The sequence below is a fragment of the Streptomyces sp. NPDC057616 genome (genome assembly GCF_042800575.1).
Classification (GTDB): domain Bacteria; phylum Actinomycetota; class Actinomycetes; order Streptomycetales; family Streptomycetaceae; genus Streptomyces.
In genome coordinates this window covers 1-18237 of sequence record NZ_JBHVGU010000010.1, presented here as the reverse complement: position 1 = coordinate 18237, position 18237 = coordinate 1, and the positions used below count along the sequence as shown (strand labels likewise).

The following is an 18237-nucleotide window of genomic DNA, read 5'->3' as shown; positions in this document are numbered from 1 at the left end:
CCGCGGCGGTACGCCGGCCGGGAGCCGGGGACGACGTGGGACGACGGCCGGCTCAGGCGGTCCGCGGGTCCCCGGCGAACATGGCAACCAGGCTGTGCGGCGCCTCGTCTCCGAAGAGGAGCTCGTGAAGCTCGTCGCCGTCGGCGGCGGCCGTGGCGCTGCGCGGGAACAGGGCCTGCTCGTACGCGGTGAGTGCGGCCTCCACGTCGTCCGGGTGCGCGGCAAGGGCGCGGCCCAGTTCGGCACCGTCGTACATGGCGAGGTTGGCGCCCTCGCCGTTCGGTGCCGCGAGGTGGGCGGCGTCGCCGAGCAGGGTCAGACCCGGCACCCGGTCCCAACGGTGCGTCACCGGGAGGGCGTTGAGGGGGCGCAGCACCGGCGCGGTGTCGCTGTCGGTGATCAGCGCGGTGAGCTCCGGGGCCCAGCCGTCGAACTCCGCCGTGATCCGCGCGGCCGCCGCGGCGGGGTCGGAGAAGTCGACGGCGGCGAACCAGTCGTGCGGCTTCGAGAGCGCCACGTAGGTGTGCAGGGTCCCGCCGCTCTCCCGGTGGGCCTGGATGCCCTTGCCCGGCGCGGGCGCGAACAGCGATCCGCCGCCGACCGCCTTGGCGGCGGCGGGGTGCCGGGTGTCGGCGTCGAACAGACAGGTCTCGACGAACGACCTGCCGATGTACTCGGGCGTGGCGTCGGAGAGCAGCGGCCGGACCCGTGACCAGGCGCCGTCCGCGCCGACCAGCAGGCCGGTGGCGGCGGTGGTGCCGTCGGCGAAGGCCACCTCGTGCCGGCCCTCGCCGAGGCGGCGGACGGAGCTGACCTTGTGCCCCCAGCGGACGGTGCCGGCCGGGAGCGAGTCGAGCAGGACGCGGCGCAGCTCGCCGCGCTGCACCTCGGGACGTCCGCCCGTGCCGTCGTCGGGCTCGTCGAACAGGACGGTGCCGTCCCGGCCGAGGATCCGTGTGGCCTGCCGGCCCTCCAGGACGAGGCCGCGGAACTCCTCGGTCAGCCCGGCGGCCTGGAGCGCGGGCTGTCCGGTGTGCTCATGGATGTCGAGCATGCCGCCCTGCGTGCGCGCGGTCGGCGAGGCCTCCGCCTCGTGGACCGTGACGGGTATGCCGTGGATGTGCAGGACACGGGCGAGGGTGAGGCCGCCGAGTCCGGCGCCGATGATCGTGACGGGTGCGGTGTTCATGGTGGACTCCTTCGGTGCCGAGGCCGCCCGGACCAGTGGGGCCGCCCACTCTGGAACGTCATTCCATTTTCCTGTCCCCATCTTGGAACGTCATTCCAGTCATGTCAAAATGGCCGCATGACACCACGGGCGCGCCGGTCACCGCGGCGCACAGAGGCGCTTTCGCGTGAGCGCATCGTCGAGGCCGCCGTCGAACTGCTCGACACGGCGGGCGAGAGCGGGCTGACCTTCCGCGCCCTGACCGAGCGCCTCTCCACCGGCGCCGGGGCGATCTACTGGCACGTGGCCAACAAGGGCGAGCTACTGGCAGCGGCGACGGACGCGGTCGTGGCGGAGGCGGTGTCCGCCGATGTGTCCTCGCCGCGGTCGGCGGGTTCGCCGCGGGACGGGGTCCGCGCCGTCGCGCTCGGGCTGTACGACGCGATCGAGGCGCACCCATGGCTGGCGACGCAGTTGGCGCTGCAGTTGTCCCGCAGCCCCGGCGGGCCGGTGGCACCGCGCATCTTCGAAGGGATCGGGCGGCAGGTCGGCGCGCTCGGCGTGTCCGAGGACGGCTGGTTCACCGCGACCTCGGTGCTGGTCCACTACATCCTCGGCGCCGCCGGCCAGAACGCGGTCAACACCGAGAGCGGCCGCGCGCTCGGACCCGGCGTCGACCGTGCCCGGTTCCTCGACGACGTGTCGGCGCAATGGGAGCAACTCGACCCCGACGCCTACCCGTTCACCCGCCCCGTCGCGCACCGGATGCGGGGGCACGACGACCGTGAGCAGTTCCTCGCCGGGATCGATCTCGTCCTCGCGGGGATGGCGGCTCGCTGACGCGCCGTCGCGGCGCCACCCGCGACGGAGTCACTCGCAGAACACCATCACCTTGGCATCGGGTTCCTCGACGTTCACGGTGACGTCGTCGAGGTGGTCGACGAGTTCCTCCAGCTGCTGCGGCTTGAGCTCGGTGAGGTCGATCGGCACGCCCGACCTGGCCAGCTCCGCGTTCACCTTGGTGAGTGCCTGCGGAGGGATGAGGCCGGCGAGCCGGACACCGGCACGCAGGAGCTGGAGCGGGATCTGGACGTCGACCCGGCTCGGCCCGTCGCCCTCGGTGGTCTCGCCCGACAGCACCATGAGGCGCAGGTACTTGGGCCGGGTCCTCGCGCGGGACGCCGCTCCCGGCGCCGCCTCGGGCCGTTGCCGTTCGAGGGCGTCGATGAGCCGCTCGGCCTCGTCCGTGGTGACCTTGCCCTCGGCGAGCATCTCCAGGATCTGACGGCGCTGCTCGTTCATTGCTGCTCCTTCTGCTTCGAACCGCGGTGACTCATCTGACGCTGACCAGTACGGCCTTGCGGTCGTACTCCAGCTCGAACCGGGTGCCGGGCAGCGCCCACAGCAGCTGCCCGGTGCCGCGCAGCGCGCCCGCCGGACTCACCCCGAAGACCCGGCACGCGACCAGGCCCGCCAGTGCCGCGAGCAGCAACAGCGGGGACAGCACCAGCAGTACCGGCACGACGGGTACGTACAGGCGTCGCCGGCGGCCGTCGGGACGGCGGCGGCGCACCGTCACCAGCTGCGGCATCAACGGGAGTTCTCCAGTTCGGCCAGCGCCTCCTGGGCGCTGATCTCCCCGCGCCGCAGGCGGTCGACGACATCGGCGCCCGGGGCCGCCGGTTCGATGTCGACGAAGTCGAGCTGCACGGCGATCCGCTTCAGACGGGCCTTGACCGTCGGATAGCTCACCCCGAAGACCCGCTCCATCTCCTTGATCGAACCGTGCGACCGTACGAACGCCGCGACGAACACCTGGTCCTCGATGCCGAGTTGAGCGAGCTGCGGTGGCTCGAACTGCCCCTCGATCGCCACGCCGCTGTCGGCGAGGCGGACGCGCTCCACGACGAACGGCCGGCCGTGCGTCAGGTCCGTCAGTTCCTGCCAGTCCACCCTCGGCTCCCTTACGTCCGGCGACTGCCCGTCATTTATTTGTACTTTGATTTTTTTAAGGTCACATCACGGCCAGCTTAATTTTTTCAATCTTCAGGCGGGGACCGTCCACATCGCCTCGCCCGCCGGGCAGCCGATCCGCTCTTCGAGTCGGCGGCGCAGGAGTACGGGCCCGGAGTCATCGGTTGCGTGCTCACCGGCACGGACAGCGACGGCGCCCGGGGTGTGGAAGCGGTCAAGGACCACGGAGGCACGGTCATCGAGCAGGACCCCGGGACGGCCCAGTTCGAGGGCATGCCCAAGGCCGCCGCCGGCACGGGCCGTGGACTACGTCGCACCGCTCGACGCCATTCCCCCACCATCACCGGCCTTCTGTGCACCCTTCGCCGTGGAAGAGCGGGTGCGTCTCAGTCGTCCAGCGAGGCCACGTACGGCGCCAGCTTGGCCGGGTTCATGACCCACATGAGGCGTTCGATGCCGTGCTCCGACGCCTCCATGTTGAGCAGGGCCACCGCCTTGCCGCCGGACGTGACCAGGACGGCCGGCCAGCCGTTCGCCTCGACCCAGCGGACCTCGGCCTGCGGCCAGAAGCGCGGCGCGAAGGCGGCGAGGTACTTCGAGACGTGCAGGCGCCCGACGACCGGGATCCTGGTCGCCCCGCGGATGCCTCCGCCGTCGGTGTAGCTGACCACGTCCGCGGTGAGCACGTCCTCCAGGACCGACAGGTCGCCGGTCTGTGCGGCGGCGAGGAACACCTCCAGCAGCCGCCGGTGCGCCTCGGGGCTGACGGGCTCCTTGCGTTCCTTCGCCAGATGCTTGCGTGCCCGGCTGACCAGCTGCCGCGTGTTGGCCTCGCTCGTCTCCAGCATCTCGGCGATCTGCCGGTACGGGTAGTCGAAGGCCTCGCGGAGGACGTAGGCGGCGCGCTCGACGGGGTTCAGCTTCTCCAGGAGGAACAGCACCGCCATGTCGAGCGCCTCCGCGCGCTCCGCGCCCAGCTGCGGATCCTTGCTGGTGTCGACCGGCTCGGGCAGCCAGGGCCCGGTGTACGTCTCGTGCCGCTTCCGCGCGGACTGGGCGAGGTTGATCGCCAGCCGGGACGTGACCGTGGCCAGGAAGGCGGTCGGGTCCTGGATCTCCGTGCGGTCCGTCCGCTGCCAGCGCAGCCACGCCTCCTGGACGATGTCCTCGGCCTCCGTGGCGCTGCCCAGTACGCGGTAGGCGATGCCGAAGAGCTGCGGCCGCGCGGCCATGAACTCCCTCGTCGCCTGATCGAGGGAGTCTGGGTCTTCTCCGGCGCGCATGTGAGTCCTCCAGAAGTGGATCACCATGCTACAAGCCGCCCCACGGCCGTGAAGGTCGGCGCCGCGTGCCACCTCGGCCCGCGCGCGACCTTCCGGGGCCCACGTCGAGCACGTGGGCCCCGAACCGGCAAGGGCGCGCGGACTAGCCGAACATGCCGGGCTGGTAGTCCCCGGCGGGCTGCTGGATGATGACGTTCACACGGTTGTAGGCGTTGATGATCGCGATAAGGCCCACCAGCGCGGCGAGTTGGTCCTCGTCGAAGTGCTTGGCGGCGTTCTCCCAGACCTCGTCCGGGACGCCGCCGGCCGCGTCCGCGATACGCGTGCCCTGCTCGGCCAGCTCCAGCGCGGCGCGCTCGGCCTCGGTGAACACCGTGGCCTCCCGCCAGGCCGCGACGAGGTTGAGGCGCTGCTGGGTCTCACCGGCGGCCGTGGCGTCCTTGGTGTGCATGTCGGTGCAGAAGCCGCAGCCGTTGATCTGGCTCGCGCGGATCTTCACCAGCTCCTGCGTGGCGAGCGGCAGGGTCGAGTCGGCCACCACCTTGTTGGCGGAGTTGATGTGCCGCAGCACCTTGCCCGCGAGGGGGTGGGTGAAGAAGTTGAGACGTGATTCCACGGTGATCTCCTAGCCGTGATGCGGATACGCACTCTTGACCAGGTGGCCCGGCGGTCTGTGACAGGTCGCTGGAGGTGACCTGTGTCACCGCGTCGCGCTGTGCTCAGACGGCCTTCGATAGATCGGACCTGTCACGCCCTGTTGACGCACTTCTACCTCATCCCTAGGTTGCAACCCGGGATAGCTCCGATGAATCGCTGAGCCTGCCTGGAGGTACCGTGCCCGACCACCCGTCCAGACGTACCGTCCTCGCCACCGGATCCGCCCTGGGCGGCACGCTGCTGACCGCCGGCCCGACGGCCTCCCCGGCGGACGCCGCCGACCGGACGGCGGCCGGTTCGCCGCCCGGCGACCCCTGGCGCATCGTCCTCGACGACGCCGACATGGTGTGGCAGAAGATGCCGGCGGCCTGGTACGAGGGCCCGTTCCTCGGCAACGGCCTCCTCGGCTCCGGCATCTACGCCGAGCCGGGCGCCGCCTCGACGGCCGTGCGCTTCAACGTCCAGCACTCCGAAGTGCAGGACCACCGGCCCGAGTTCGGCTCCCTCTTCGGTCTCGCCCGGTTGCCGATCGGGTACTTCACGCTGGAGCCGGTGGGCGCGATCACGGGTGTCGACTGGCGACTGTCGCTGCACGACGCCGAGTTGACCGGCACGCTCACCACCGACCGGGGCACGCTGGCCCTGCGCGCCCTGGTCCACAACGATCGCTCCCTCCTCGCCGTGGAGGTCACCCCGAGCCACGGCGAGCGCGGATTCCGCTGGGTGTTCCACGCGGCGGACGCGATCAGCCCGCGGGCGGCGTTCAAGGACCTGCCCGACGGCTACCGGGGCAACCCGCCCGCCGAGGTCACCGATCACAACGGCGTGAGCGCGGCCGTACAGCCACTGCTGGCCGGCGGGCAGCACGTCACCGCGTGGCGGGAGCGCACCGGAGGAGCGACGCGCACGCTGTATGTGCACGTGGCCCACTCGTACCCGCACACCACGGCCCTCGCCCGGGCCCTCAAGGCCGTCCGCGACGCGGCTCGGCTGCCCTACGCCGCCCTGGCCGTGCCCCACCGCGCCTGGTGGCACGCGTACTACCGCAAGAGCTTCCTCTCCGTGCCCGACGCCCGGATCCAGCGCTTCTACTGGATCCAGCTCTACAAGGCCGCCTCCGCCGCCCGGCGCGACGCCCCCGTCATGGCCACCAGCGGCCCCTGGCTGGAACCCACCCCGTGGCCCAACACCTGGTGGAACCTCAACGCCCAGCTGGAGTACTGGCTGATCCACGGCTCCAACCACCTGGAACTCGACGCGATCACCAGGGCGTTGAGCGAGTTCCGGGACAACCTCGCCGCCGAGGTCGCACAGCCCTACCGGGCCGACTCGCTCGGCATCCCCCGCACCACCGACCCCCAACTGGTCAACGGCGCGGCCAGTTCCCTCATGGGCTACGGCGTCGGCATCCCCGGCCAGGACCCGCCGACCCCCGAAGTCGGCAACCTCACCTGGGCGTTGCACAACGTCTGGCTCAGCTACCGCCACACCATGGACATCACGCTCCTCCGCGACGTCCTCTTCCCCCTGCTGCGCAAGGCGATCGCCTACTACCTGCACTTCCTCGAACCCGGCCCCGACGGCAGACTCCACCTGCCCGCCACCTTCTCCCCCGAGTACGGCGGCGACTCCCGCGACTGCAACTACGACCTGATGCTCCTGACCTGGGGCTGCCGCACCCTCCTCGAGTCCGCCGAACTCCTGGGCGTCGACGACGAGTCGGCACCCCGCTGGCGGGAGGTCCTCGCCAGGCGGGTGCCGTACCCGACGGACGCCAACGGCTTCATGATCGGCGCGGACATCCCCTTCGCGAAGTCCCACCGCCACTACTCGCACCTGCTCGCCGTCTACCCGCTGTACGAGATCACCGGCCGCACCCCGGACGAACGCGCCCTCATCGAGAAGTCCCTCGCCCACTGGGTCGGCTTCGAGGGCGCGCTGCAGGGCTACACCTTCACCGGCGCCGCCTCGATGTCGGCCCTGCTCGGCAAGGGCGAGGACGCGCTGCACTACCTCGGCGAGCTGATGACCCGCTTCATCAAGCCCAACACCATGTACCTGGAGTCCGGCCCGGTCATCGAGACACCCCTGTCGGCGGCCCAGTCCCTGCACGACATGATCTGCCAGTCCTGGGGCGGCGTCGTCCGCGTCTTCCCCGCGCTCCCCGCGGCCTGGGCCGACCTCACCGTCCACGGCTTCCGCACCCAGGGCGCCTTCCTGCTGAGCGCCCACCGCGAGGCCGGCGCCACCCGCTGGGTGCGCCTCGTCAGCGAGGCGGGCGCCCCCTGCGTCGTACGCCACGGCATCCCGGGACCGGTCGACGTACGCGACCGCCGAGGCCGCCTCCTCGACCACTCCGACGCGGGCGACGGAGCGATTCAAGTCGCCCTGGCGAAGGGGGAGTCGGCGCTGATCACAGCCAGGGGCGATCGTCCTGACCCGATCGTGGCGCCGGTACGGCCGAACGCGGATGAGCCCCGCTGGGGGCTGCCCCTGGGCTGAGTCCGGGTGCGCCCTCGGGGTCCCGCGGCCGGAACACCCAGGTGCGGTACACCGCGAAGCGGAAGCCGGTGGCGATCGCGAGGCCCACCGCCTTAAACAGGTTGTTCTGGACGGCGCTGTCCCAGCCGAACCAGTACGTGGCCGCGTACAGCACGCCGTTCTCGATGACCAGGCCGACGATGCTGAAGACGATGAACAGCGTGAACTCACGGGCCGGCCGGCGCTTGTCGCGGTCGCGGTAGGCGAAGTAGCGAAAGCCCACGTAGTTGACGAGCAGGGCCACGACGGTGCCGATGACGCTGCACCGCACCACGGGCAGCGGGGTGAGCGCGCGGCACAGGTTGAACACCGCGAAGTTCACCACCACGCCGAGGCCGCCCACCGCGGCGAACCGCACGATCTCGCCCGTCAGCGCGCGGCGGGCGCGACGCGGGGGTTCGCCCGGCGGCCGGTCAGGCGAGGAAGCCGACGTGGACATGATCGTGGTGGGTGGGGTCGCTGAAGAACTGGCCCGGGGTCCGGCCGCTCAGCAGTACCGGGCCGCCGACATTGTAGGAGCCGGCCGCCGCCGCGTCCCGCATGAACGACTCGACCAGACGGCGCGGGGTGGCCGGATCGACCACGGACCGGCCGTCGATCTGCCAGACGTCGAACGCCCGGCCGCGCGGATGGTCGCTGCGGCGGGAGGTGCCGAAGACGTACAGCGGGTGCCCCGAGCGGAGCACGCTCACGGTCATCCGGTACGTGCCCGCCAGATCCAGCAGCGCCCTCAGGACGGAGGGGTGGATGTGCCCGCTGCGCACATCGGCCCGTGCGGCCGGCGGCAGCCCGATCCGCGCGTCGTCCAGCACCTTGTGCGCGGCGGCGGGCAGGGACGGGAGCGCCGGGCCGGGGGCGGCCGGGTGCAGGGCGGTAACCGTCCACCGCGGCCGGGCGCGGCTGAGGCGCACGTCCACGGTGGTGCCGCCCGCGGTGACAGTGCCTCCGCGGCGGGTCCACTGCCGGCAGACCACCAGCACGCTGCCCGTGTCGGCGAGGATGCCGCCGTACTGCGCGTCCACCACCCGCAGCACGGCCTCGTCGGCGGTGGCGAGCAGCGGTTTCGCAGAGTCGGCGAGTCCCGGATCGAGCCCGAGGGTGGACACCCGGCGCCGGGCCGCGGCCATGCCGTGATCCCCGGCCGGCCAGCTGCCGAGTGCCTCGACGAGCCGGACCGCGCGGAGCTTGACCTGCGGGTCGACGTCTGCGGGGCTCGGGCGCCAGGCCACGGCGCTCGGGAAGGCGGGCGGTGTGCTGGTGCCCGCGGACGGCTGCCGTCCCGGCGCCTGCGTGCTCCGGGTGCGCGAGGCGGCGGGGTGCGGGTGGGACGTGGAGCAGCCCGCGGCGCCGAGCGCCAGGCCGCTCGCCGCCAGCAGTACGGTCCGGCGTCCGAGCCGCGACGCCTGCTGTCCGAAGTCACCCATCGGCCCGTTCCCCTCGGCCGCTGACACGTGGAGTCCGGGCCGGGACGCCCGTGGCTCCCTTCCTCAACCCTACGTCGTGTCGGGTAGAGGTGCAGGGCGCCGGTGGTGCCTGAGCCCGGCCCCCTACGGCTCCTCGTCGAGCAGGTCACGCAGCGCCTGCTCCTCCTGCGGGGTCAGCTCGCTGACGAACTGCTGCAGCGCGGCGATCGGGTCGGGCCCGCGGTCCAGGGCCCGGCGCATGGCGTCGGCCGTCACTTCGGCGGCGTTCTTCGCCGGGCGGTACGCGCCACGCCGCCCGTCGACGTCCCGCAGCACCAGCCCCTTGTCGTACAGGCGCTTGAGGATGGTGTGCACGGTGTTGTACGCCAGGTCGCCGCCGAGCCGGTCCTGGATCTCGGCCGGGGACAGCGCGTCCTCGGTCGCCCAGAGCGCGGCGAGGACCTCGCTCTCCAGCGCGCCGGCGCTGCGCCGTTCCCCACCGCCACGGGGAGATGTGCCTGCCATGCCGAAACCCTACGGTGCGGAGGGTTCGTGGGCCCCGCCCGGCGCCGCCGCCTGCGGGGCGCGGCGGTTCACCAGCCGGGGCAGGCGCGGCGGGGTCAGGAAGCCCTCGGCGCGGGCGCTGGCCAGACCGATGCGCGGGATGTCGGCGCTCTTGGCGAACAGCAGATAACGGGGCTCCCACACGGGCCGGTACTTGGCGTTGGCGCGGTAGAGGGACTCGATCTGCCACCAGCGGGAGAAGAAGGTGAGGATCGAGCGCCACAGCCGCAGCACGGGCCCGGCGCCGAGCCGGGCGCCGCGCTCGAAGACGGCCCGGAACATGGCGAAGTTCAGGGACACCCGCTGTACGTCCAACTCCTTCGCGTGCAGCAGGAGTTCCACGACCATGAATTCCATCAGGCCGTTCTCGCAGGCCCGGTCGCGGCGCATCAGGTCCAGGGACAGCCCGCGCTCGCCCCACGGCACGAAGCTCAGCAGCGCCCGCGGCCGGTCCTCGGCGTCCCGGCACTCCAGCGTCACGCAGCGCCCGTCGCCCGGGTCGCCGAGCCGGCCGAGCGCCATGGAGAACCCGCGCTCGGTCGCGCCGTCGCGCCAGTCGTCGGCCCGGTCGATCAGCGTGGCCATCTCGTCGTCGGGAATGTCCGCGTGGCGGCGGATGCGCACGGTGTACCCGGCCCGCCGCACCCGGTTGTGGGCCTGCCGCACGACGCGCATGGCGCGCCCGTCGAGGGTGAAGTCGGCGACGTCCACGATGGCTTCGTCGCCCAGTTCCAGGGCGTCCAGGCCGTGCCGGCCGTAGACCGTGCCGCCCTCCTCGCTCGCGCCCATCACGGCGGGAGTCCAGGCGTGCCGCCGGGCCTCGGCGAGCCAGGCGTCGATGGCACCGGGCCAGGCCTCGGGATCGCCGATCGGGTCGCCGGAGGCGAGGCTGACGCCGCCGACGACGCGGTAGGTGACGGCGGCCTTGCCGGTGGGGGAGAAGAGGGCGGCCTTGTCGCGGCGGAGCGCGAAGTAGCCGAGGGAGTCGCGCTCGCCGTGCCGGTCGAGCAGCGCGCGCAGCCGCTTCTCGTCGTCCTCGCCGAGCAGTTCGCGGCCGCGGGGCGAGCGGAAGCCGGCGTAGAGGACCAGGCAGAAGCCCGCCGCCATCATGAGGTTGATCACTACGTCCACCCAGCGCGGCGCGTGCACGGCCGACACCCGGTCGGCGAGCGGTCCGACGCTGATGCCGCGCAGCAGCGTGTACGCGACCTTGTCGAACAGGGTGGCGCCCTGCAGCGTGTTGGTCGCGCCGACGAGCAGCGTGCCGATCGTGCCGCTCACCACGAGGCCGCCCGCGCCGACGGCGAGCGCCAGCTTCGGGTTGGACGGGTCCCCGACCGCTTCGAAGTTCCGCCGCCCGATCATCAGGGCGGCCACGAACAGGCCGGTGAGCAGGGCGGAGACCCAGTTGAAGAGGTGTGCGCGGTAGGGGTCCTGGGTGAGGGCGACGGCGTAGAGCACGAACAGCGGCCCGGCCAGCGCCATGTTGACCACCCAGGCGGCCCGCTTCCCGCGCCGCATCACGAGCGACAGGAAGATCGCGAGCGCCGCCGAGACCAGGCCGGCCGTGGCCAGGTACGGCGTGAAGTACTCACCCGCGTGGTGCGCGTGGAACCGGTGGGCGGTGTGCGAGGCGTAGATCCGGCCGGTGTTGTGCTCCGCGACCTCGCGGCGGAACGGCACCGACATGACCGCCACGATGTTGACCAGGGCGATGAGCCGCAGGTACCAGACGGTGAACGAGGCTGCCCGGGCGCGCAGTTGGGACGGGGCGGACGGTTGTTCGGGAGCGGTGCGCCGGCGGGGGACCGGTGCCGACTGCTGCTGGACGGACATGACTGGCGGTCACCTTGGGGAATGAGCGGTGGGTGCGGGACGGGTGGGGACGGGGCGCGCGGTGGGTGGCCGCGTGCCGGGCCTCCGGCGTGGCGCAGTCCGTGGAAGGCGCCGGCCGTAGGTCCGCGATGCCCGAGGTGGGGTGGCTCACCGTACGCGATGCGGCGGCCGGCCGGGGAGGGCGTACGGCGCTCTGTCCATGCTTGCTCCCGTGTGCTCACCACCCGCCCCACCCCACGCCTTGCGGGGCACAGAGAACCCTACACGTTGTAGGGGTGGAGGGGGCGGGTGGCGACCATCCCGCGGGTACCCGGAACGGGGACGGTGACTCAGTCCTCGTGACGGTCGTCGTCCCGGTCGACCGTGGTGGCCGTGACCTGCCCGGACCGGGCGTCGACGGTGACCTCGTGCTCGGTGCCCCGGGCGTCGGTGACGTCGACCTGCCAGGCGACGGCGCGGCCGTGGTCGTCGAGCTCGGCGGAGGTCGCGGTGCCCGCGCTCCTGCCGAGGGCGGCGTCCACCGCCCGGCCGAGGCCGGTCCGGTCGAGCTTCACCCTGGCGGCGTCGTCGCCGTCGTCCTGGTCAGTGCTGCGGGCGACGACCTTCCCGTCGGCGTTCACGGTGACGTCGTGCTCGGTGCCTGCGGCGTCGAGCACGTCGACCTTCCATACGGCCCTGCCGTGCTCCTCCTCGAACTCGGCCGAAGTGACCGTGCCCGCAACCGACTTCACGGCCGCCTCGGCCGCCTGCTTCAGGCCGGTCCCGGTGCTCGCGGCGCGGGCCCGGCCGTCGTCGGAGTCGTCGTACGCGTCGTCGCGGCCGTGGTCGTCGCGCCTCTCCCGGTCGTAGCCGGCGCTCGTCCGGGCGCCGTCGTCGTCCCCGTCGTCGGCGACGGGGACGGCGGTGGCGGCGCCCGCGCCGCCGAGCAGCACGGCGGTCGCGAGCACGGCGGCGGCGGTGCGGCGCCGGCCGGTCGGAGGGCGCTGGAGAACCTTCATGGTGGGTGGTCCCTTCCTCTCGGGTCACGGAGGCCGACGGTGATCGGCCCGACGGGAAACAACCCTGCGCGGACCACCCTGAAGCCACGCTGAAGCTTCCTGAAGATCAGTTCAGGAAGGGTCTGCGACGCTGTGCGTATGCGCCTGCTGATCGTCGAGGACGAACAACGCCTCGCCACCGCCCTCGCCCGGGGCCTGTCCGCCGAGGGCTTCGCCGTCGACGTCGCCCACGACGGCGTGAGCGGCCTGCACCTGGCGCGGGAGCAGGACTACGACCTGATCGTCCTGGACATCATGCTGCCCGGCCTGAACGGCTACCGCGTCTGCGCCCAACTGCGCGCGGCCGGCGACGAGACGCCGATCCTCATGCTCACCGCGAAGGACGGCGAGTGGGACGAGGCCGAGGGGCTGGACACCGGCGCGGACGACTACCTCACCAAGCCCTTCTCCTACGTCGTCCTGCAGGCCCGCATCCGCGCCCTGCTGCGCCGCCGCACCCGCGCCGGCGCGCAGGTGCTGCGGATCGGCGACCTGACCGTCGAGCCAGGGGCCCGGCGCGTGGAGCGCGCGGGCACGGAAGTCCCGCTCACCGCCAAGGAGTTCGCGGTCCTGGAACATCTCACCCTGCACGCGGGCCAGGTGGTGTCCAAGGCCGAGATCCTCGCCCACGTCTGGGACTTCGCCTACGACGGCGACCCGAACATCGTCGAGGTCTACGTCAGCGCCCTGCGCCGCAAGCTCGACGTGCCCTTCGGGCGGCGCTCCATCACCACCGTGCGCGGCGCCGGGTACCGGCTGGAGGCCGACGGCGGCCGCCATGCGTAGGCCGTTCGCCTCCGTACGGTCCCGCGCCGCGCTCGCCGCGACGGTGGTGGTCGCCGTCGCCCTCGTCGTCGCGGGCCTCGCCCTGATCGCCGTACTGCGCCACAACCTCACCGACCGGGCGGGCCTGGAGTCCGAGGTCACCGCCCGCACGGTGGCGGGCTCCCAGGCCGCGATCAACGGGAACTTCGGCTCCCTGGATCTGCCCGACGACGAGGACCGGCTCGTCCAGGTCGTCGACTCCGCGGGCAAGGTGCTGGCCGCCGGGGACGAACTGGAGGATCGCGGCCGTCTCACGAACTACGCGCCCGCTCCCGAGGCCGACGCGTCGAGCACGGGGTCGCGCGGCGGCGACGACCACGGCGGCGGCCACGGCGACGACGACAGCGACGACGACGACAGCACCCCGGCCAGGGGCAAGGTGGGCACGGACGTGGACCGCGAGACATTCGCGGTCCGGCTCGGCGACGAGACCTACGACTACCGCTTCGCCGCCGTGCAGGGCACGACCTACGACGGCCGCACCTACACCGTCTACGCCGGCACCTCCCTCCGGGACGAACAGGCCACCCTCGACCAGGTCGGCCAGGCCATGCTGATCGGGCTGCCGTTCCTGCTCGTCGTGGTGGCGGGGGTGACCTGGCTGGTCACCCGGCGGGCGCTGCGCCCGGTGGAGGGCATCCGCGCCGAGATGGCCGAGATCACGGCCAGCGGCGACCTGTCCCGCCGTGTGCCGCGGCCCGACTCGCACGACGAGATCGCCCGGCTCGCCGCCACCACCAACGAGACGCTGACCGCGCTGGAGCAGTCCGTGGCGCGGCAGCACCGCTTCGTCGCGGACGCCTCCCACGAACTGCGCAGCCCCATCGCCTCGTTGCGCACCCAGCTCGAAGTGGCGCTCGCGCACCCCGGCCTGCTGGACGTCGAGGACGTGCTCCAGGACGTGGTCCGGCTGCAGCACTTGGCGGCCGACCTGCTCCTGCTGGCCCGTCTCGACGCGGGGGAGCGCCCCGCGGAGGGCCGCGTCGACCTCGCGGCGCTCGTCCGCGACGAGATCGCCGAGCGCGCCGCCACGGACCACATCACCCCGAACGCCACCCTCGACGAGGGGGACTTCCAAGTGGCGGGCAGCCGCGGTCAGTTGGCCCGAGTGCTGGCCAACCTCCTCGACAACGCCCAGCGGCACGCCACCTCCACGGTCGGCGTCGCTCTGCGCGCCGAGGGTGCCGACGCCGTGCTCACCGTCGACGACGACGGGCCCGGCGTCCCCGAGGCCGACCGTGAGCGCGTCTTCGAGCGCTTCGTCCGCCTCGACGAGGCCCGTACCCGCTACGACGGCGGCGCCGGCCTCGGCCTGGCCATCGCCCGCGACGTCGTGGAACGCCACGGCGGCACGCTGACGCTCGGTCAGGAGCCGGGCGGTGGAGCGGTCTTCCGGGCCGTGTTCCCCCGCCTCGCCTGAACTCCCGCGCGACCGGACTCAGCCGTGCAGGGTGGGCCGGTACACGAGTTCCTGGGTGCGGCCGTCGAGGGTGCGGGTCTCGAGCAGTTCGAGGTCGAAGTCGGGCGCGTCCCGGAAGATCGGGTCGAGCCCGGTCTCGCCGGTGATGACCGGGAAGAGCGTCACCTGGACGCGGTCGACCAGGCCGGCGGCCATCAGCGCGCGGTTCATCGACAGGCTGCCGTGCGAGCGCAGCGGCACGTCCGACTCCTCCTTGAGCCGCGCGACGACGTCGACGGCGTCGCCCCGGGCGACGGTCGCGTCCGGCCAGTCGAGCTTGCCTTCCAGGGTGGACGACACCACCGTGGCCGGCATGTTCCTCATCCGGGTGACCCAGGGGTCGCGCACCTCGGACTCCTCGGTGCTGGACGCCAGCATCTGCGCGAACTCGCGGTAGGTGTTGGCCCCGAAGACCATCCGTTGCTTCTCGCGGTACAACGAGAGCCGGTGGTCGAGGAGTTCGGGGCCCTGCTTGCCCCAGTAGCCGGTCCAGTCGCCGCCGGCGGCGCCGAAGCCGTCGAGGCTGCAGAAGACGTCGAACGTGTAGGTGGCGGTCATGATGATCTCCTCGCGTGTGAGGTCACGTGTCACAGGTGCAGACCGGGGCCCTCCAAGAAAGTCATCGCGGCGTCCCGGCGGCCGCGCTACTTGGGCGGCAGACCCGCCGCGAACGCGTGCCCCTCGTCGATCCACTCGCCGAGCGCCTCGTCCTCCGCGACGGCGGAGCCCGCCACCACGACCCAGCCGCGCATCGGCCGGCCCGTCATGTCGAAGAGCCGCGCGCCCGGCCGGGCCAGTGCGGCGTCCGTGGCATCCGGTCCGACCCGGACCATGAGGTCGTCGCCGGTGACGCCGACGGCCATGTTGCCGCGGTACAGGAAGGCGATGCCCCCGAACATGCGCTTCTCACCGATCCCGGGATCGGCACGCAACCGTTCCCGCACCCGCTCGGCAAGCCCTTCGTCGTACGCCATCGGACGCCTCGCCTCCTTCCCGGCGCCGTCGCCCGCCCGGCCGGAGCGGCTCGACCGCCGTAGGGCCAGGATCGCAGCGGCCGCGACGTGACGCGCGACATCGGTCGGAATGACGAGCGCGGCGATCATGATGTCGCAGGGGGTCAGTGTGTCCGAGACCCGCGCCGTCGACCACGACCTCGCGCCCGGCGTCTACCCCGACATGACCGAGCACGGCTTCGCGACGGACGAGTGGCCCGCGCTGTACGAGCAGGTGATGGCCGCGGACCGCCTGGTGCTGGCGGGGCCGATCTGGCGGGGCGACAACAGCTCGGTCGGTGTGGCCGCCCATGCCGTTGCCCGGACGGCGTGAAGCACCGCGCGATGAACATCCTCTACAGCCTCCAGCACCTCGGCCACACCATCCCGCCGCAGGCGGACGCCGGCTGGATCGGGCAGGCCGGCCCCGGCCCCTCGTACCTGGACACCGGATCGGGCGGCCCGGAGAACGGCTTCACCAACGGCAACACCGCCCCTAACACCCGCCGCACGCCTCTGACCAGCCCGTAGGCCTCGGTGTTCAGGTTGTGTTCAGGCCCGCCGCGGCCTCGGCCAACTCGGTCTCCAGAAGCGCCAAAACAATGGCAAAGGGGTCTGGGGTGATCACCGGGCGCCGTGTCATGGTGCCCCGCATGACGACAGATCACCTCACGCACGACCGACCCATGCGCCACGTACGACACGCGGCGAGCAAGGTGCCGGAGGTGACCGTCTACTTCTGGATCATCAAGGTGCTGACGACCGGGATGGGCGAGACGGCCTCCGACTTCCTGGCCCATCTGCTCGGCCCCGTCCCGGCGGTCGGTCTGGGCGGCATCGCGCTGGCGGCCGCCCTGGCGGTGCAGTTCGCCGTCCGGCGCTACGTCGCCTGGATCTACTGGACGGCGATCGTGATGGTCAGCGTGTTCGGCACGATGGCCGCGGACGTCCTGCACGTCGGCCTCGGCGTGCCGTACACCCTGTCCACCCCCTTCTTCCTCGCCGCGCTCGCCGCCGTCTTCGTCCTCTGGCACCGCAGCGAGGGCACCCTGTCCATCCACAGCATCCACACGCGGCGCCGTGAGGCCTTCTACTGGGCCGCCGTCCTGGCCACGTTCGCGCTGGGCACCGCCGCCGGTGACCTCACCGCGACGATCGGCCTGGGCTACCTGGGCTCCGCCGTCCTGTACGCCGCCGCGATCGCCGTCCCGGCCGTCGCCCACCGCTGGGGGAGCCTGAACGCGGTGACCGCGTTCTGGGCGGCGTACGTCATCACCCGCCCGCTCGGCGCCTCCGTCGCCGACTGGATGGCCGTCGGGCACGGCCGGGGCGGGCTCGCCCTGGGCCTGGGACCGGTCACGCTGTCCTGGACCGTGGCCATCCTCGGCTTCGTCGGCCACCTGGCCGTCTCCCGCAAGGACGTCCAGCACGACGCCCCGGCGTGACCCGCCGGCACCCGCGCCCCGTGGGGGGAGCCGCGCGTAGTACCGCGGTACCACCCGCCCGGCGCAATCCAGCCTCCCGGTACCACGGTTTCGGGGTGATCCGGCTCTTAGCGTGGTCGTGAGGCGCCGCAGGCGACCGACGCCGCAGGCCGACAGGAAGAGCGCGCATGATCGACGCACGGCAGTTGACCAAGAGGTACGGCGAGAAGACCGCCGTGGACGGGCTGGACTTCGAGGTGAAGCCCGGCACGGTGACCGGATTCCTGGGGCCCAACGGCGCCGGCAAGTCCACGACCATGCGCATGATCGTCGGCCTGGACGCCCCGACGAGCGGCTCCGTCACCGTGAACGGACAGCACTACGCCCGCCACCGCGCACCTCTGCAGGAGGTCGGCGCCCTCCTGGAGGCCAAGTCGGTCCACCCGGGCCGCTCGGCCTACCACCACCTCAGGGCCCTGGCGCTCACCCACGGCATTCCGCGCCGCCGGGTCGACGAGGTCATCGAGCTCGCCGGACTGGGCAGCGTGGCCGGGAAGCGCGCCGGTGCCTTCTCCCTCGGCATGGGCCAGCGGCTGGGCATCGCGGCGGCGCTCCTGGGCGATCCGCAGACGGTGATGCTGGACGAGCCGGTCAACGGGCTGGACCCCGAGGGCGTGCTCTGGATCCGCAACCTGCTCAAGGCGCTCGCCGACGAGGGCCGCACGGTGTTCGTCTCCTCGCACCTGATGAGCGAGATGGCCCTGGTCGCGGACCACCTGATCGTCGTGGGCCGCGGGCGGCTGCTGGCCGACACGACCGTGGGCGACCTCGTCCGCGAGGCCGGCGGCGACACGGTCACGGTCGCCACCGAGGACCCGGCGCGGCTGCGCGACGTCCTGGCCGGGCCCGGCGTCGACATCACCGGCCGTATCGGCTCCGAGGAGCTGCACGTGACCGGTCTGACCGCCCGCCAGATCGGGCTGAAGGCCGCCGAGCACGGGATCCCGCTGTTCGAGCTGACCGCGCGATCGGTGTCGCTGGAGGAGGCGTTCATGGAGCTGACCAGGGATGCCG

General features: G+C 72.4%; 19 protein-coding genes and 2 pseudogenes. 8 read left to right on the top strand and 13 right to left on the bottom strand.

Annotated features, from left to right (window positions below; all coding sequences use genetic code 11):
• Positions 1–52: 52 nt before the first annotated feature.
• Positions 53–1189: an FAD-dependent oxidoreductase gene (locus ACFU97_RS14310; RefSeq protein ID WP_384255411.1), complete on the bottom strand. Its 1137-nt coding sequence runs from the start codon at positions 1187–1189 to the stop codon at positions 53–55.
• Positions 1190–1306: 117 nt separating this feature from the next.
• Between ACFU97_RS14310 and ACFU97_RS14305 the strand changes: the two genes are divergently transcribed.
• Positions 1307–2008 (top strand): TetR/AcrR family transcriptional regulator, encoded by a 702-nt coding sequence (locus ACFU97_RS14305; RefSeq protein WP_384255409.1) that lies wholly within the window; start codon positions 1307–1309, stop codon positions 2006–2008.
• A gap of 30 nt (positions 2009–2038) precedes the next feature.
• Here ACFU97_RS14305 and ACFU97_RS14300 read toward each other — a convergent pair whose 3' ends face one another.
• From ACFU97_RS14300 to ACFU97_RS14290, 3 genes are read right to left on the bottom strand one after another with little or no spacing between them, the layout of a single operon-like run.
• Positions 2039–2470: a hypothetical protein gene (locus ACFU97_RS14300; RefSeq protein WP_384255406.1), complete on the bottom strand. Its 432-nt coding sequence runs from the start codon at positions 2468–2470 to the stop codon at positions 2039–2041.
• 31 nt (positions 2471–2501) lie between these two features.
• Complete coding sequence (locus tag ACFU97_RS14295) at positions 2502–2759, bottom strand: hypothetical protein (RefSeq protein WP_384255404.1); 258 nt, start codon at positions 2757–2759, stop codon at positions 2502–2504.
• Positions 2759–3121, bottom strand: a complete 363-nt coding sequence (locus tag ACFU97_RS14290; RefSeq protein WP_384255402.1) for a DUF2089 domain-containing protein — start codon at positions 3119–3121, stop codon at positions 2759–2761. The genes ACFU97_RS14295 and ACFU97_RS14290 overlap by 1 nt, the downstream gene beginning before the upstream one ends.
• Before the next feature lie 177 nt (positions 3122–3298).
• Here ACFU97_RS14290 and ACFU97_RS14285 point away from each other — a divergent pair.
• Positions 3299–3382: pseudogene (locus tag ACFU97_RS14285) on the top strand (chemotaxis protein CheB); the annotation flags it as partial.
• Between the two features lie 146 nt (positions 3383–3528).
• Here ACFU97_RS14285 and ACFU97_RS14280 read toward each other — a convergent pair.
• Both ACFU97_RS14280 and ACFU97_RS14275 read right to left on the bottom strand, forming a co-directional pair.
• The gene (locus ACFU97_RS14280; RefSeq protein ID WP_384255400.1) at positions 3529–4425 is read right to left on the bottom strand and encodes an RNA polymerase sigma-70 factor; all 897 of its coding nucleotides are present in this window, start codon (positions 4423–4425) and stop codon (positions 3529–3531) included.
• A gap of 142 nt (positions 4426–4567) precedes the next feature.
• Entirely contained in the window at positions 4568–5041 is a 474-nt protein-coding gene (locus ACFU97_RS14275) for a carboxymuconolactone decarboxylase family protein (protein WP_384255398.1), read from the bottom strand.
• A gap of 218 nt (positions 5042–5259) precedes the next feature.
• On the opposite strand from ACFU97_RS14275, the gene ACFU97_RS14270 reads away from it, so the two are divergent.
• Positions 5260–7584, top strand: a complete 2325-nt coding sequence (locus tag ACFU97_RS14270) for a glycoside hydrolase family 95-like protein (protein ID WP_384255395.1) — start codon at positions 5260–5262, stop codon at positions 7582–7584.
• On the opposite strand, the gene ACFU97_RS14265 is transcribed toward ACFU97_RS14270, so the two are convergent.
• The 5 genes from ACFU97_RS14265 to ACFU97_RS14245 form a co-directional block, all read right to left on the bottom strand.
• Positions 7496–8062 (bottom strand): GtrA family protein, encoded by a 567-nt coding sequence (locus tag ACFU97_RS14265; protein ID WP_384255393.1) that lies wholly within the window; start codon positions 8060–8062, stop codon positions 7496–7498. The genes ACFU97_RS14270 and ACFU97_RS14265 overlap by 89 nt on opposite strands.
• A complete protein-coding gene (locus ACFU97_RS14260) occupies positions 8037–9047 on the bottom strand; it encodes a hypothetical protein (protein WP_384255390.1) in 1011 nt (336 codons plus the stop codon). Before ACFU97_RS14260 ends, ACFU97_RS14265 begins: the two co-directional genes overlap by 26 nt.
• 123 nt (positions 9048–9170) lie before the next feature.
• Entirely contained in the window at positions 9171–9551 is a 381-nt protein-coding gene (locus tag ACFU97_RS14255) for a BlaI/MecI/CopY family transcriptional regulator (RefSeq protein ID WP_384255388.1), read from the bottom strand.
• 9 nt (positions 9552–9560) lie between these two features.
• Entirely contained in the window at positions 9561–11426 is a 1866-nt protein-coding gene (locus ACFU97_RS14250; protein WP_384255385.1) for a phosphatidylglycerol lysyltransferase domain-containing protein, read from the bottom strand.
• Between the two features lie 329 nt (positions 11427–11755).
• A complete protein-coding gene (locus ACFU97_RS14245) occupies positions 11756–12424 on the bottom strand; it encodes a PepSY domain-containing protein (protein WP_384255383.1) in 669 nt (222 codons plus the stop codon).
• A gap of 138 nt (positions 12425–12562) precedes the next feature.
• Between ACFU97_RS14245 and ACFU97_RS14240 the strand changes: the two genes are divergently transcribed.
• Both ACFU97_RS14240 and ACFU97_RS14235 read left to right on the top strand, forming a co-directional pair.
• Positions 12563–13249 carry a response regulator transcription factor gene (locus tag ACFU97_RS14240; protein WP_384255381.1) on the top strand — a complete coding sequence of 229 codons (687 nt, stop codon included), beginning with the start codon at positions 12563–12565 and terminating at the stop codon, positions 13247–13249.
• Positions 13242–14708, top strand: a complete 1467-nt coding sequence (locus ACFU97_RS14235; protein WP_384255378.1) for a sensor histidine kinase — start codon at positions 13242–13244, stop codon at positions 14706–14708. The genes ACFU97_RS14240 and ACFU97_RS14235 overlap by 8 nt, the downstream gene beginning before the upstream one ends.
• 18 nt (positions 14709–14726) lie before the next feature.
• Here the strand turns inward: ACFU97_RS14235 and ACFU97_RS14230 are convergent, their stop codons facing one another.
• Both ACFU97_RS14230 and ACFU97_RS14225 read right to left on the bottom strand, forming a co-directional pair.
• On the bottom strand, positions 14727–15305 hold the full coding sequence (locus ACFU97_RS14230; protein WP_384255376.1) for a dihydrofolate reductase family protein: 579 nt from the start codon (positions 15303–15305) through the stop codon (positions 14727–14729).
• A gap of 86 nt (positions 15306–15391) precedes the next feature.
• The gene (locus ACFU97_RS14225) at positions 15392–15721 is read right to left on the bottom strand and encodes a TfoX/Sxy family protein (protein ID WP_384255373.1); all 330 of its coding nucleotides are present in this window, start codon (positions 15719–15721) and stop codon (positions 15392–15394) included.
• Positions 15722–15836: 115 nt separating this feature from the next.
• Between ACFU97_RS14225 and ACFU97_RS14220 the strand changes: the two are divergent.
• From ACFU97_RS14220 to ACFU97_RS14210, 3 genes and pseudogenes are all read left to right on the top strand, one after another.
• Positions 15837–16234: pseudogene (locus tag ACFU97_RS14220) on the top strand (flavodoxin family protein); the annotation flags it as partial.
• Between the two features lie 158 nt (positions 16235–16392).
• Positions 16393–17184, top strand: coding sequence for a hypothetical protein (locus tag ACFU97_RS14215; RefSeq protein ID WP_384255371.1), 792 nt, complete (start codon positions 16393–16395; stop codon positions 17182–17184).
• A 167-nt stretch (positions 17185–17351) separates the two neighbouring features.
• Positions 17352–18237 (top strand): ATP-binding cassette domain-containing protein (locus tag ACFU97_RS14210; protein ID WP_384255369.1); only part of this gene is annotated, 886 nt, incomplete at its 3' end.